11 protein-coding genes are annotated in these 13378 nt (G+C 74.4%); all 11 read right to left on the bottom strand.

All coding sequences use genetic code 11. The features are described from left to right. Window positions 1-101 precede the first annotated feature (101 nt). The 11 genes from J2S46_RS22095 to J2S46_RS22145 all read right to left on the bottom strand — a co-directional run bounded on the left by J2S46_RS22095 (window position 102) and on the right by J2S46_RS22145 (window position 13378). Complete coding sequence (locus J2S46_RS22095; RefSeq protein WP_191288349.1) at window positions 102-1217, bottom strand: alpha/beta hydrolase; 1116 nt, start codon at window positions 1215-1217, stop codon at window positions 102-104. Window positions 1218-1286: 69 nt separating this feature from the next. Next, window positions 1287-1760, bottom strand: coding sequence for a DUF4260 family protein (locus J2S46_RS22100; protein ID WP_079197913.1), 474 nt, complete (start codon window positions 1758-1760; stop codon window positions 1287-1289). 28 nt (window positions 1761-1788) lie between these two features. Continuing rightward, on the bottom strand, window positions 1789-3051 hold the full coding sequence (locus J2S46_RS22105; RefSeq protein WP_073925115.1) for an FAD-dependent oxidoreductase: 1263 nt from the start codon (window positions 3049-3051) through the stop codon (window positions 1789-1791). 183 nt (window positions 3052-3234) lie between these two features. Beyond that, entirely contained in the window at window positions 3235-4110 is an 876-nt protein-coding gene (locus J2S46_RS22110) for a 4'-phosphopantetheinyl transferase family protein (RefSeq protein WP_191288348.1), read from the bottom strand. Continuing rightward, on the bottom strand, window positions 4022-4897 hold the full coding sequence (locus tag J2S46_RS22115; RefSeq protein WP_191288347.1) for a 2-oxo acid dehydrogenase subunit E2: 876 nt from the start codon (window positions 4895-4897) through the stop codon (window positions 4022-4024). The genes J2S46_RS22110 and J2S46_RS22115 overlap by 89 nt, the downstream gene beginning before the upstream one ends. Beyond that, complete coding sequence (locus tag J2S46_RS22120) at window positions 4894-5130, bottom strand: acyl carrier protein (RefSeq protein ID WP_229912177.1); 237 nt, start codon at window positions 5128-5130, stop codon at window positions 4894-4896. Before J2S46_RS22120 ends, J2S46_RS22115 begins: the two co-directional genes overlap by 4 nt. A 98-nt stretch (window positions 5131-5228) precedes the next feature. Next, complete coding sequence (locus J2S46_RS22125; RefSeq protein ID WP_191288346.1) at window positions 5229-6251, bottom strand: 3-oxoacyl-ACP synthase III family protein; 1023 nt, start codon at window positions 6249-6251, stop codon at window positions 5229-5231. A gap of 194 nt (window positions 6252-6445) precedes the next feature. Next, window positions 6446-9484, bottom strand: a complete 3039-nt coding sequence (locus J2S46_RS22130) for a type I polyketide synthase (protein ID WP_191288345.1) — start codon at window positions 9482-9484, stop codon at window positions 6446-6448. Then, on the bottom strand, window positions 9481-9780 hold the full coding sequence (locus J2S46_RS22135) for an acyl carrier protein (protein WP_073925013.1): 300 nt from the start codon (window positions 9778-9780) through the stop codon (window positions 9481-9483). Before J2S46_RS22135 ends, J2S46_RS22130 begins: the two co-directional genes overlap by 4 nt. Before the next feature lie 62 nt (window positions 9781-9842). Then, on the bottom strand, window positions 9843-11606 hold the full coding sequence (locus J2S46_RS22140) for an acyl-CoA dehydrogenase family protein (protein WP_191288344.1): 1764 nt from the start codon (window positions 11604-11606) through the stop codon (window positions 9843-9845). Next, complete coding sequence (locus J2S46_RS22145) at window positions 11600-13378, bottom strand: acyl-CoA dehydrogenase family protein (protein WP_191288343.1); 1779 nt, start codon at window positions 13376-13378, stop codon at window positions 11600-11602. The genes J2S46_RS22140 and J2S46_RS22145 overlap by 7 nt, the downstream gene beginning before the upstream one ends.

Raw genomic sequence — 13378 nt, forward strand, 5'->3', positions numbered from 1 at the left:
CGGACGCCCTGCTCCGGCGGCACGCAGCAGCGAAATCCCCCGGCCGGACGGCAACTTGGCGAAACGTACCCACTTCATGGGGTTCCCTCACGTCATTTCGGTCAGTGGTGGACGGGCGTCTTCCGCAACCGGGAGACCACACCCTGCACGCCGAGCACCAGGCCCAGCGCAGCGGTGCGTCTGTCGTCCACGCCCCGGGCCCGCAGCAGGCCGTGCAGCAGCCACAGCCGCATCTCCCCGAGGTGGGCCGGGGAGCCGTGCACGTCGTCGAACTCCTTGAACCGGACCTTGCCCAGGTTCGCGCCGAGCAGGGCGCGCTCGGCCGGCGGGATGATCTCGTCCCGGGTGCTGACCACGTAGCCGACCGGGACCTTCACCGCGGAGAGCTGCTCCGGGGTGAGCGCCCAACTCCGCAGCCGCGCGAAGAGTTCGTCGTGGCCGGCCGTGCCGGTGAGGCGGCGCAGGGTCTCCTTGGTGACCGCCGGCACCCGCTCCCACCAGGCGGCGTCGGTGAAGAACCGGGAGACCGGCGCCCCGACGGTGTGGATGCTGCGGATGCGGGGGTCCTCGACCGCCGCGCGCAGCGCGAGGTGGCCGCTGAAGCTGAGCGTGAGCAGCGAGGTGTCGTCCACCTGGGCCCGGCCGGTGAGCCGGTCCAGCAGGTGGGGCAGCAGCCGCCAGGAGCGCTCGTCGTACGGCACGGTGTTCTCGCCGACGCCGGGCAGCTCGGTGACCACGGCGGCGAAGCCGAGCTTGGCGAACTTCGGCAGCAGCTGCGCCCACTGCTCCTTGACGCTGACGATGCCGCCCATCACCACCAGCAGCGGCTTGGGCTCGGGGGCGTCCAGGCCGATCGTCCAGCAGGCCAGGGTGCCTTCGGGGTGGGTGAGTTCGAGGCGCTCGATACCCGGCTGGGTGCGCCGCCAGCGGTCGAAGGCGGCCACCGAGGCGGTCTGCGCGCGCTGCCGCTCCGGGTCCGGCTCGGAGCCGCCGGGGTGCGGGAAGCGGGCCAGGGCGTAGTGCCGGCACGCCTCCAGCGGGCGGCCGCGGGCGAGCAGGGCGTCGGCCTGCGCGTTCCAGACCTTGGCCCAGGAGCCGGCCGCGCCGGGGTCGTCGTTGCCGATCCGGGCGAGCAGGGCGGCCACCGGGCCCTCGGCGAGGCCTTGGCCGCGCGCGTGCAGCCGGGCGAACTCCTTGAGTTCTTCGAGGTGTTCCACGTCGGGCTTCTCCAAGTCGGGGTGGCCGGCCGGTCCGCCGGGCGGCAGGTCTTCCGGGGGGTCGGCGGATCAGCAGCGGCGGCCGTCGGGCAGTCGCTTGCCGTAGCCGAAGGACCGGTCGAGGGCGACGTGCGCGAGCCAGGCCAGCCCGCCGACGACCAGCGGCTGCCCGAAGGTGGTGACACCCAGGGTGATGACCGCCGCGGGCAGCGCGGGGTGGTGCAGCAGGTTGTAGAGCCGGGCCGCCTTGGGGCTCAACTGCCCCATCTCCGGGCCGGCGTTGGCGAGGTCGTAGAAGAGCGCCGTGTCGGGGGCGAGCAGGGCCACCCAGTAGGTCCAGGTGGTGAGCCCGCCCAGGGCGGCGCCCAGGGCGAGGGCGCCCAGCCCGAGGCCGGCGCTGAGCACCCGGCCGACCGGGTGCCGCCAGGTCCAGGAGTCCCAGGGCAGCCGGTCGGGGGCCGGCGCCGGCGGGAAGGCCTCGTCCAGCAGTCGGTCGACCGGGTCGGGGCGGGGCGCCGTACGCGTGGCGGAGTACTCGGGCATGCGGGTGTTCCTTCCGTACGGGAGGGGCTCAGACCCCGGCCTTGGTGGGCGTCGGCCGGTCGGCGGGGCGGCCGGCCGCGGTGAGCGGCTCCTGCAACTGGAAGTAGGCGCCGGCCAGGATCTTCTGCTTGAGCGCGGGGCTGCGGTCGACGAGCCGGTAGAGGGCGCGGCGGCCGGCCACGGCCATCGTCCCGGAGAGGGCGAACATCCGCTCCTGGCGCAGCTGGAGGCCGCGCGAGCGGGCTATCGAGCCCTCCCGGCGCTGCTGGAAGTCCCGCAGCACGGGCATCAGCGCGGCGTGGTCGGCCGGGCCGTCGCCGAGCACCGGGGCGATCATCGGGGCGAGGGTGACGGCGTCGATGATGGCGTGGTTGACGCCCTGGCCGAGGATCGGCGACAGGGTGTGCGCGGAGTCGCCGATCAGCAGCAGGCCCGGCATGGACCACTCGGGGACGAGGGTGGTGAAGATGTCCAGCATCGAGGTGTCGGACCAGCCGCGGATCTCGGCCCGGACGGCGTCGGAGAGTTCGGGCGCCAGCTCGTCCAGCCGGCGGTGCAGGGCGCCGATGCCCTCGGCGCGCAGCGCCTTGAGCCCGCCCTTGGGGATGTTGAAGCCCACCCGGACGTCGTCGGGGTGGGTGGGGATGAACAGGCCGTGGTGCTCGCCCTTGATCCGGACCCGGTAGGTGGTGTCGTCCCACTCCGCGGGGAACGGCAGCTTGAGCCAGACCACGTCCCGGTCGAGCGGGATCTTGGTGTAACTGAGCCCGGACATCTCGCGGACCTTGCTGAACCGGCCGTCGGCCGCGACGGTGAGCGCGGCGTGGATGTCGACCGGTCCGTCCGGGCCCGAGCAGCGCACCCCGGTCACGGTGTCGCCGTCACGCAGCAGTTCGACGGCGGTGGCGCGGCGCAGCAGGGTGAAGCCCTCGTGCCGGGCACCCTCCTCGGCCAGCACGGTGAGCAGCGCCGGCTGCGGCAGCTCCACCGGGTACGGGTGCGGGTAGGGGAAGGTGGAGAAGTCGGCGGTCAACACGGTGCGGCCGCCGTCGGTGATCTCCATGTTGCGCATCTCCAGGAAGGAGCCGCGCAGTTGGTCGAGCAGTCCGAGCTGGTCCAGCAGCCAGACGGAGTCCGGCGAGACCGACTCGCCGCGGAACGAGCGGTTGAAGTGGCCGCTCTGCTCGACCACCACCACCCGGGTACCGCGGCGGGCGAGTTCCAGACCCAGTGTCAGGCCGGCCGGGCCACCGCCGACCACGCACACCTGAGCGGACAATTCCTCAGCCATCATCTCCCCTAGCGCCCGAAGCCGGCCAAGGGCCGCCTGCCGGTGCGGGTGGCCCGTCGTACCGCACCAGCGTGGGCGCCGCCGCTTAAGCCCGGCTTGCGGCCGGGCGGCCCGCGCGCGGGCACGCGTGCGGGGCCCGCGCACGCGTCCGGTCGCGTGCTCGGGCCCGCCGGGCCGGTGGGATCACCAGGTGTCCCAGGGGTCCTCCTCGTCCTGCGGGTCGTCCCCGCCCAGCACCTCGGTCAGCATGTCGACGAAGCCGCCGTCCAGCATGGAGCTGGCGGCGGTGTCGTCGGTGCCGCCGAAGCCGGCGTCGCCGACCGCGACGCTGACGATGTAGTCCTCGTCGACGACGTAGGTGCGGAACGACCATTCGGTGCCGGTGCCCGGCTCGCCGTCCGGCCGGTCCAGTCCGGTCGGGTCGGAGCCGGGCCGGAAGCCGAACTCGGTGAAGCGGAACTGCATGCCGAGCCCGCGGGCCTTGCTGTACGCCTCCTTGAGGGTCCAGACCCGGACCAGCGCGTCGTCGCGCTCGGCCGGGTCCAGGCCCTCCAGGAGGTCGAGTTCGTGCGGGGTGCAGACGTGCTTGCCGAGGCCGGTGGAGTACATCGGCCGGTCGGCGCGCTCGGCGTCCACGCCGATCACGCCGCGGGTGGTCAGGCCCACCAGCAGCAGGTCGTCGGTGTGGCTGAGGCTGATGTCGACGGCGTCGTAGCCGCGCAGGTACGGCCGCCCGGTGGCGCCGTAGCCCAGCTCGACGCTGTCCGGGGGGACGTCCAGCACCTGGCCGGCCGCGTACTTCAGCAGCACCCGGGAGGCCGCGAAGCGGCGGCGGACGTCAGGGTGGGTGAGGTCCAGGTAGCGGGCCCAGTCCCGGCCCAGCAGCGCGCGCAGGCGCGGACCGGCGGCACGGTCGGGCCGCCAGTCCGCGAGCCTGGCGTAGAGCACGGCGACGCCGTGGCGGGTCAGGTCAACGCGTACCTGCTGCCACCGGCCGTCCCGCTCGGAGATCCTGATCAGCTCCCCGTAGGTCGGACCCCGCACTGCCTTCCCCGTCATCGAAACCCTCCAAGGTCCTTTTGAGCTCTCCGAGCAGGTCGGCGGCGGCCCCGCCGTCGATCACCCGGTGGTCGAACGTCAGGCTGAGCCGCATCACCGGCGCCACGGCGACCGCGCCGTCGCGGACCACCGGGCGGTCGGTGATCCGGCCGAGGCACAGCGTCACCGCGGTGCCCCCGGTGGAGTAGAAGCCGTCCACCGGCCGGTGGCCGAGCGAGCTGACCGACACGGTGCCGAAGATCCCCGGCCGGCGGGCCGGGCTGCGCAGCACGGCGCCGAACAGCAGCCGGCCGAGCGGGACGGGCAGCCGGCCGAGCAGCCGCGGGCCGCGGAACTCCGGCAGGTCGGAGAGGTCGCCGTCGCGGTAGCGGTCGATCTGCCGCTGGATGTCGGCCATCGCGGCGTCCTGGAGGCCGGGCAGCAGGGCGGAGAGCACGGTGCGCTCGCCGTCCACCGTGCGGTCCAGGGCCAGCTTGGCGGTGACGCCGTCGAAGCGGGCGGTGCGCGGGGCCCGCCACCGGCTCGGCCAGCTCGGCAGGGTGACGGCGTTGGCCTCGGGGTGGCGGGCCAGCGCCCGACCGGCGCTGTGCAGCAGGTAACTGACCACCGAGTAGCGCACGCCCTGCTCGCGGGCCGCGGCCCGGTGGGCCAGCACCCGGGTCATGTCGATCTCGGTGTCCAGGTGGACCGGGCGCAGCGCCTCGGCGTACTCCAGGAAGTACAGGGTGTGCCGGCGGCGGCGCTCGACCAGGACGGTGGCGCCGGGCTGTCCGGGTGTCTTGGTCATGATTGCGCCGCCAGCCGGTGGATCGCGCTCAGGCTGCGGGCCTCCAGCAGGCTGCCGAGCGCCACCCGCTGCCCGGTGTGCCGCTCCAACGCGCTGACCAGTCGCAGCAGTTGCAGCGAGTCCCAGCCGGGTACGCGGTCCAGGTCGTGGTCGAGCTCGCTGTCGGTGAGCGGCAGTCCGAGCTCGTCGCGGACCAGGACGGTGAAGTCTTCCAGGGTCAGCACGGCGGTCATGAGTGGCCTTTCCGGTGGTCGGTTCGGTGAGGTGGCCCCGCGGGGGTGGCGGGGCCGGCGCGAGCAGGACGGGACGAGCAGGACGGCGCGCGGGCGGGTCAGAAGGCCTCGACGGCGAAGCCGGCCTTGATCCACTTGCTGGACTCGACCGCGACGGCGAGCGCGCGCTGACCCGGTTCGATCCGCTGGGCGAGCCGCTCCAGCTGCAGGAACGGCAGCGCGTTCCCGTTGTTGCCGGTCTCGGCCACGCAGGAGATCTCCTCGGCCCCGGGGACGTCCAGCTGCGCGGTGATCTTGGCGGTCATCCGGCCGGAGAGCTGCGGCGGCAGCAGGAAGTCCAGGTCCTCGGCCGACCAGCCGAGGTCGCCGAGCAGCTCCCAGAGGATCTCCACAGCCATCACCGGGACGGCCTCCTCGATCGCCTTGTAGTCCTCCACCAGGGCCTGCCGGTCACTGTCCCGGTCGGCCATGCCGAACCACTCGATCACCTGGCCCGGCTCCCGGCCGAGGCCCGTCAGCTGGTTCAGCACCCGGACCAGCGCCAGCCGGCGCCCGGCCGGCTCGGCGCTGATCACGGCGGCGCCCGCGCCGTCCCCGAAGAGGACGAAGTTGACCAGCTCGCTCGGGGCCTTGCCGCTGAAGTCCAGGCTGGGGTCGAGGTGCTTGCTGCTGACGTCCCCGCCGATCACCAGGCCGGTGCGGTGGCGGCCGGCCAGGACGAGGGTGCGGCCCAGGTCGAGGGCCTGGACGGCGCCCGCGCAGCCGGACTGCAGCTGGTAGGTGGGCAGGTGGTTGAGGCCGAGCTGGTCGGCGACGTGGTTGACGGTGGCCGGCATCAGGGTGTCGGGGGTGGCCGTGCCCATCACGATGAACTCGATCTCGGACCGGTCCACCCCCGCGTCCTCCAGCGCCTGCTCCGCCGCCTGGGCGCACAGGTCGGCCAGCGACCACTGGATCTCGCCGGTGCCGACGTCCCGGGCGAAGTGCCTGGTCCGGGTGCCGATGAAGACCTCGATCCACTCCTCGCTGACGCCGAGCATCTTGGCCAGCGTCGCGTTGTCCACGGGCGGGCCGGGCAGGAAGGTGCCGACTCCCGTGAGGTACGCCTCGGTCGATGCCATCTCTACTCCTTGGGTGCGCTCGTCGGACGCGTTCTCGGGCGGTTCTCGGGTCAGGCGGTCGAAGGTCGGGCGGTGCGGCTCGGGTGCTACGGGTGCTAGGGGCGTGCGGGCGGTACGGGCGGTACGGGAGGGATGCACGGGCCGGGCGGGCCGGGCGGGCCGGGCGGGGCCGGGGTGGGACCGGCCCCGCCCGCTCAGGCGGAGGTCATCCGCCGCTGCTCCTCGGCCACGCCGGCCGGGCCGCACGCCCCGCCGGTCAGTTCCCGCAGGTGGCCGACCAGCTCGCCGACGGTCGCGAGCCGGGGCAGCAGCTCCTGCACGGACAGCTCGCCGACGGCCGGCAGCTGGGCCTCGATCCGGCTCTTCAGCTCCATCACCATCACCGAGTCGAAGCCCAGGTCCTGGTACAGCCGCGAGCGCACCGAGATCTCCTCGGGCGGGTACCCGCCCACCCCGGCGACCGCGCCCAGCACCGCGTGCGCGAGCGCGTCCGTCACCTTGACCGAGCGGTCGATGTCGACCACCCGGGCGCCGGCCTCCGGCGCCGGGTCGGCCGCCGGCACGGCGGCGACCGCGGCGACCGCGGGGCGGGCCGGCCCGGCCTGCCCGGGAGCGGTCACCGGATTGCGGCTCCAGTAGCGGTGCGCGGTGGAGAAGGCGTACGGGGACAGCCGCTGCGGAGCCGGCTCCCGGCCCTCGTACAGGGCCTCCCAGACCGGGTCGACGCCGCCGCGGAACAGCTCGGCGACGGCCGCGTCCAGCTCGGGGCCGCCGCTCTCCTCGGTCGGCGTCAGGTGCACCGAGCGGACCCCGGCCGGCGGGCGCAGCCGTCGCACCAGGGAGGTCAGCACCGGACGCGGGCCGATCTCCACCAGGTGCGTCGGGCCGCTCGCGATCAGCCGTTCGGCGGCCTCGGCGAACCGTACCGGGGCGCTCACGTGCCGTACCCAGTAGTCGGCGTCCAGCGTGGCCGGCTCGCCGCCGGTCACCGTGGACAGCACCGGCACGGTGGCCCGGCCCGTCGCGGCCTGCCGCGCCACCTCGGCGAAGCGGTCCAGCATCGGCGCCATCAGCGGCGAGTGGAAGGCGTGCGAGACCTGCAGCCGGCGCACCGCCGTGCCGCGGCCGGCCAGTGTGTCGGCGATCCGGCCGAGCGCCGCCAGGTCACCCGAGAGCACGGTGGCCCGGGGGCCGTTCAGGGCCGCCACGCCGACCAGCGGCTCGGCCGCCAGCAGCTCCGCCAGCTCCTGCGGGGTGGCCCGGGCCGACAGCATCCCGCCGCCGGCCGGGAGTTCCTGCATCAGCGCGCCGCGGGCGGTGATCAGCCGGGCCGCGTCGGCCAGGCCGAGCGCGCCCGCCACCACGGCCGCCGCGAACTCCCCGACGCTGTGGCCGAGCAGGACGTCCGGCCGGACCCCGAGCGCGTCCAGGGCGCGGGCCTGCGCGTAGCCGACCGCGAACAGGGCCGGCTGGGCGAAGGCGGTGCGGTGGATCCGCGGGTCCCCGCCGAGGATCAGGTCCCGGACGGACTCGCCGAGGTGCGGCGCCAGGGCCTCGTCCGCCTCGTCCAGGAACCGGCGGTACAGCGGCCAGTCGCGGTACAGGCCGGCCGTCATGCCCTCGAACTGGGCACCCTGGCCGGTGAACAGGAAGGCGATCCGCGGACGGGCCACCGGCTCCTCGGCCAGTCCGGCGAGCAGTTCGTCGTCGGCCACCGCCGAGCGCAGGCCCTCCTCCAGCTCCCGCACGTCCCGGGCGGGCAGCGCGAACCGGTACCGGTGGCCGGTCTTCACCTGGTTGCTGGTCCGGCACAGGCCCGCCGCCGGGCCGCGCCCGCGCGGCAGCGCGCCGGCCTGCGCGAGCAGGTTGCGGCGCAGCGCCTCGGGGGAGGGTGCGGTCAGCGTGAAGACACCGCCGCCGTGCGCCGCGCCCCGGCCGCGCCCGGCGGCCGTCCGGGCGCCCGAGCCCGGGGCGGACTCCAGCACGGTGTGCACGTTGGTGCCGCCCATGCCGAAGCTGCTCAGCCCGGCCACGGTGGCCCCGGCGGGCAGCCGCAGCGGGGCCTTGAGCAGCCGCAGGCCGTTCCTGGCCAGCTGCAGCTTGGGGTTCTCCTTGGCGGCGAACCGGCTGGCCGGCACCACCCGGTGGTGCAGCGACAGCGCGACCTTGATCAGGCCGGCGATGCCCGCCGCGCCTTCGGCGTGACCCAGGTTGCCCTTGACCGAGCCGATCGCCAGCGGCTGCCCGGACCGGCCGGCGTGCAGGTGCCCGAGCGCCTTCACCTCGATCATGTCGCCCAGCGCGGTGCCGGTGCCGTGCGCCTCCATGAAGGAGACCTCGGCCGGCTCCACGCCGGCCCGGCGGTACGCGGCGGCCAGCACCTCCTGCTGCGACCAGCGGTTGGGCGCGGTGATGCCGTTGCTGCGGCCGTCCTGGTTGACGGCGCTGCCGCGGATCACCGCGTACACCTGCTGGCCGTCGGCTATCGCGTCCTCCAGGCGGCGCAGCACCACCACGCCGACGCCCTCGGCCCGGCCGATGCCGTCGGCCTCCGCGCTGAACGGCTTGCAACGGCCGTCCGGCGCGGAGAGCCCGGCCTGGGTGTAGAAGATGCTCAGCCCGGGGGTGACGGCCACGTTGACGCCGCCCGCCAGCGCGTAGTCGCACTCCTCGGCGAGCAGCGCGTTGCAGGCCAGGTGGACGGCGACCAGCGAGGACGAGCAGGCGGTGTCGACCGCCAGGCTGGGGCCCTTGAGGTCGAGGTGGTACGACACCCGGTTGGCGGTCATGCAGTAGCCGTTCCCGGAGCCGACCTGGGCGGTGACGTTCGGGTAGTCCGTCATGTGCACCTGGGCCCACTCGTTGCCCATGATGCCGACGAACACGCCGGTGTTGCTGCCGGCCAGCTGCTTGGGGGAGATCCCGGCGTCCTCCAGGGCCCGCCAGGAGGTCTGGAGCAGCAGCCGCTGCTGCGGGTCCAGGGCGGCGGCCTCGCGCGGCGAGACGGTGAAGAACTCGTTGTCGAAGGCGTCCACGTCGTCGATGAAGCCGCCCTGGGTGGTGTTGCTGCGCCCCTCACCGCCCGCCCGGTCGTAGAAGTCGGAGGCTCTCCAGCGCAGTTCCGGCACCTGCCGGACTCCGTCGGCCGACCTGGTGAGCAGGTCCCAGTACGCGCCCGGGTCGGGCGCGCCGGGGAACCGGCAGTCCAGGCCGACGATGGCGATCGGCTTCATCGACGGCCGACCTCCCCGGCCAGATCCTCCAGCAGGTGCGCGGCGAGGGCCTCGACGGTCGGGTAGTCCCACGCGACGGTGGGCTCCAGCACCAGGTCGAAGTCCTCCTCGACGTCACCGCAGAGGCTGAGCGCGGCGACCGAGTCCAGGCCGTACTCGGCGAGCGGCACCGTCGGGTCGATCTCGCCCGGCGAGCGGCGCAGGTACACGGCGATCCGGTCGACGAGCCACACGGTGAGGCTCTCGGAGGTGTGTACGGCCGACTCGGCCGGGAGGTCGTGGATCTCGGTGGTCATGGCTGACTCCTCGTGAACAGTGGTCGGGACGGTTCCGGGGCCGAGGGCGCCTCGGCGGGCCCTCAGCCCGCGAGCGGGCTGTCGTACAGGTCGTAGCTGCGCCGGTCGTGGAAGCGCCGGAGCACCTCCTCGCGCACCCGCTCCTCGCAGCCGTCCGGCAGGTCCGGCTGGCGCATGCCGAGCCGCCGGCCGAGCCGGTGCAGCGCGGCGGCCGCCCAGGACGGGTCCGCCAGGAAGGGGTCCTCGCCGCCGCGGGCCTGGCGCCAGACGCCGATCACGGAGGCGGCGGCGAGCAGCACGGCGTAGCGGTCGGCGAGCGCGAAGCTGGCCGGGCTGGCGAGCGCGGTGCGGTCCTGCGGGGAGAGCGCCAGGGCGTCCTCCTGCAGCTGGCGCAGCTCGTCCATGAAGCGCAGGGCGGCGCCGTGCACCGAGAGCTCCACCGGGTTGCCGCTGGGGAGCTGGTCCACGGCGGCGATCAGCGAGGCGCTCAGGCCGTCCCGGCCGCTGGCCAGGGTGAGCCGGCCGAAGGGCAGCTCGGGCAGGTCGTCGCCGGGGCGGAACAGGGTGTCCGGGGCGGGTTCGCCGCTGAACCAGGCCCGCCGGGCCAGCCGGGGCAGCTGCGGGATGATGGTCGCCTGGCAGGCGGCCGACCCGGCGTGGCCCAGGCTCAGCACCGGGAGGTCCCGGACGTGCTTCTGGAAGACGCCGAACTCGCCCTCGCGGACGTAGAACCGGGCGCCCAGCACGATCGACAGGTCGTGCATCGCGTCGTTGAGCATCCGCGGCACCAGGTACTTCACCGCGGAGGCGTAGACGCTGGTCTCCTCGGGCAGCAGGTGCACGGCGCGGGTCGCGGTCAGCGAGAGGCTGTCGGAGATCAGCAGGTCCAGGAAGGCCGCCGACAGGGTCTCCCGGGCGTGCGGGATGTCCATCACCGAGCGCTTGTAGAGCTGCCGGCCGAGGGCGAAGCGCACCACCGTGCGCAGGGCGGTGTCGGCCGCCCCCATCGCCATCCCGGGGACGGCGCTGCGGGTCATCTGGAAGGACCGCAGGGCGAGTTCGACGCCCTGGCCGAGTTCGCCGACCAGCGCCGAGCCGGGCACCGGGCAGTCGGTGAAGGAGAGTCCGGCCAGGTGGCAGCCGCGCACCCCGACGCTGCTGTAGCGGGGCAGCACCTCCACCCGGGCCTGGTCGAGGAGTTCGCGTTCGACCATCAGGACGGAGTGGCTGCGGCTGCCCGGCGCGTCGGAGGTGCGGCTGAAGAGGGTGAGCACGTCCGCCCGTCCGGCGTTGTTGATCACCTGCTTGCTGCCGTTCAGCCGGAACCCGCCGGTGCCGTCCGGGGTGGCCGCGAACTCGTTGCGGACGAAGTCGTTGCCGTGCGCCAGCTCGTGGTACGCCACCGCGGCCTTGCGGTTGGCGAGCAGGACCTCGGCGAGCCGGCGCTGCTGCGCGGCGTCGCCGGTGGTCCAGACGTTGACGGCGGCCATGAAGGTGGTGGCGCCGTAGCCGAGCCCGAGCGTGACGTCGCGGCGGAAGACCTGGCGCATCACCCGGACCAGCGTGTCCAGCCGGTCCAGGCGCCCGCCGAGCGCGCGCGGCACGAAGTCCGCGTTGAGGTTGAGCCCGTCCAGCACGGCCTCGCCGGCCGCGGAGATCTCGCCCGCCTCGTCGGCGGCCAGCAGCTGGTGCTGGCCCATCGGATTGGCCTGGTCGTGCGGGTCCCCGAACCGGGCCTCCAGCTCGGCGACCCGGGCCCGGGCCTCCTGCTCCTGGCCGGTGGCCGCCGTGGCCGGCCGGGCCGGGTCGACGGTCTCGCTCAGCATGACGCCCCCTCGATGGTGGTACCTGCGGTGGTGCGGGCCCCGGCCAGGGCGAGCGGAAGCAGCGAGAAGAGCTCGCCGCCGGCTCTCGCCCCGCGGAGCAGACCGAGGAGTTCCTCGTAGCCCTCGGGATCGTCCGGGGTGCTCTCGCCGAGCCGGCGCAGCACCCGGTCCAGCGCGGGACGCAGCCAGCGGCCGTCCTGCCAGAGCCGCCCGGTGCGGCCGGCGGCGGCCTCCTCGCGGTTGTGCGCCCACAGGCCGAGGCAGGCCGCGCCGGCGAAGCAGAGCGCGTACCGCTTGGCCGTCTCGAAGGCCTCCACGGGGACGTCGCCGACGGCGTTCTGGTGCCGCTCCATGGCGTCGTGCACCTGAGCGGTGCGGTCCTGCAGCCGCTCGGCCGAGGCCAGCGCGCCCTTCAGCGCGGGCTCGGTGGCGGCGGCCGCGCGGAGCGCCGCCACGGTGCCGGGCAGCGAGGCGATCACCGAGCTGCCGTGCCGGGCGACCAGGGACAGGCGCGCCGGGTCCAGCTCGGACTGCGGGGCGGCCAGCCGGAAGGCGGCCTCGGCGCCGGCCGGGTCACCCAGCCCGCGGCGGTACGCCCGGACCAGTGAACGGAACTGGCTGATCAGCGAGTTCAGGTTCACCAGGGTGTTGCCGTCGAACAGGCCGACGATCCGGTGGTCGCGGTCGATCTTCTGGAACATGCCGCCCGCGTACACGTCCTTGAGGAAGGCCCGGGCGCCGAGCAGTCTGGTCAGCTCGGCGATCACGCCCTCGGTGCCGGTCGGCACCAGGTACTTGGTGACCGCCGCGGTGATGCTCAGCTCGCCGGTCAGGGTGTGCACCGAGCGGGAGGCCACCAGCGCGAGCGCCTCGCCGACCAGCACGTCGGCGGCGGCGTCCGCCAGGGTCCGGCGGGCCTTGGGCAGGTCGATCAGCCGGCGGCCGTACAGCTCGCGCTGCTCGGCGAAGTCCAGGGCCAGGGTGAGCGCGTGGTCGGCGGCGCCGAGCGAGAGCGCGGCGCACATCGTCCGGGTCAGCTGGAGGGCCTTGAGGACGGTCTCCACGCCGCCGCCGACGGTGCCGACCACGGCGGAGGCGGGCACCGGGGCGCGGTCGAAGGCGATGCCGCTGATGTCGGCGCCCCGGATCCCGTGGGTGGGGATCTTGTCCAGGCAGCGGTAGTGCTCCGGGCCGAGGGTCCGCTTGTCGACCAGCAGCACGCTGAACCCGCGCGGGCCGCCGGCCTCGGCGGTCCGGGTGAGCAGGGACAGCACGCTGCCCCGGGTGGCGTTGTTGATCAGCCACTTCTCGCCCGAGACCAGGTAGCCGCCGGTGCCGTCCGGCTCGGCCACCAGCTCGCCGGCCAGCAGGTCGCTGCCGTGCGCCCGCTCGGTGAGGCCGAGCGAGACGGGGACGCAGGCCTCGATGTCCGCCGCGAGCGCGGCGGCCTGGCCGGCCGAGCCGGAGGTCCAGACGCAGACGCCCCCGAGGTACGTCTTGCCGTGCCCTATCGCCACCGTGAGATCGCGCCGGGCGACCGTGCGGATCAGCTGGAGCAACTGCTCGTAGCTCTCCAGCCGGCCGCCGTGCGCGACGGGGACGTAGTAGTCCTGGATGCCCCAGGCCTCCAGCTGCTCGCACAGCTCGGCCGGGAACTGCTCCCGCTCGTCGAGTTCCACGCAGCGGGCCGCGGAGAACAGGGTGGCGGGGTCGGCCGGGTCGCCGAGGTGGGCCTCCAGGCGCTCGGCGAGCCGGTAGGGGGCGTGGTCCAT

The organism is Kitasatospora herbaricolor (assembly GCF_030813695.1).
Lineage (GTDB): Bacteria > Actinomycetota > Actinomycetes > Streptomycetales > Streptomycetaceae > Kitasatospora > Kitasatospora herbaricolor.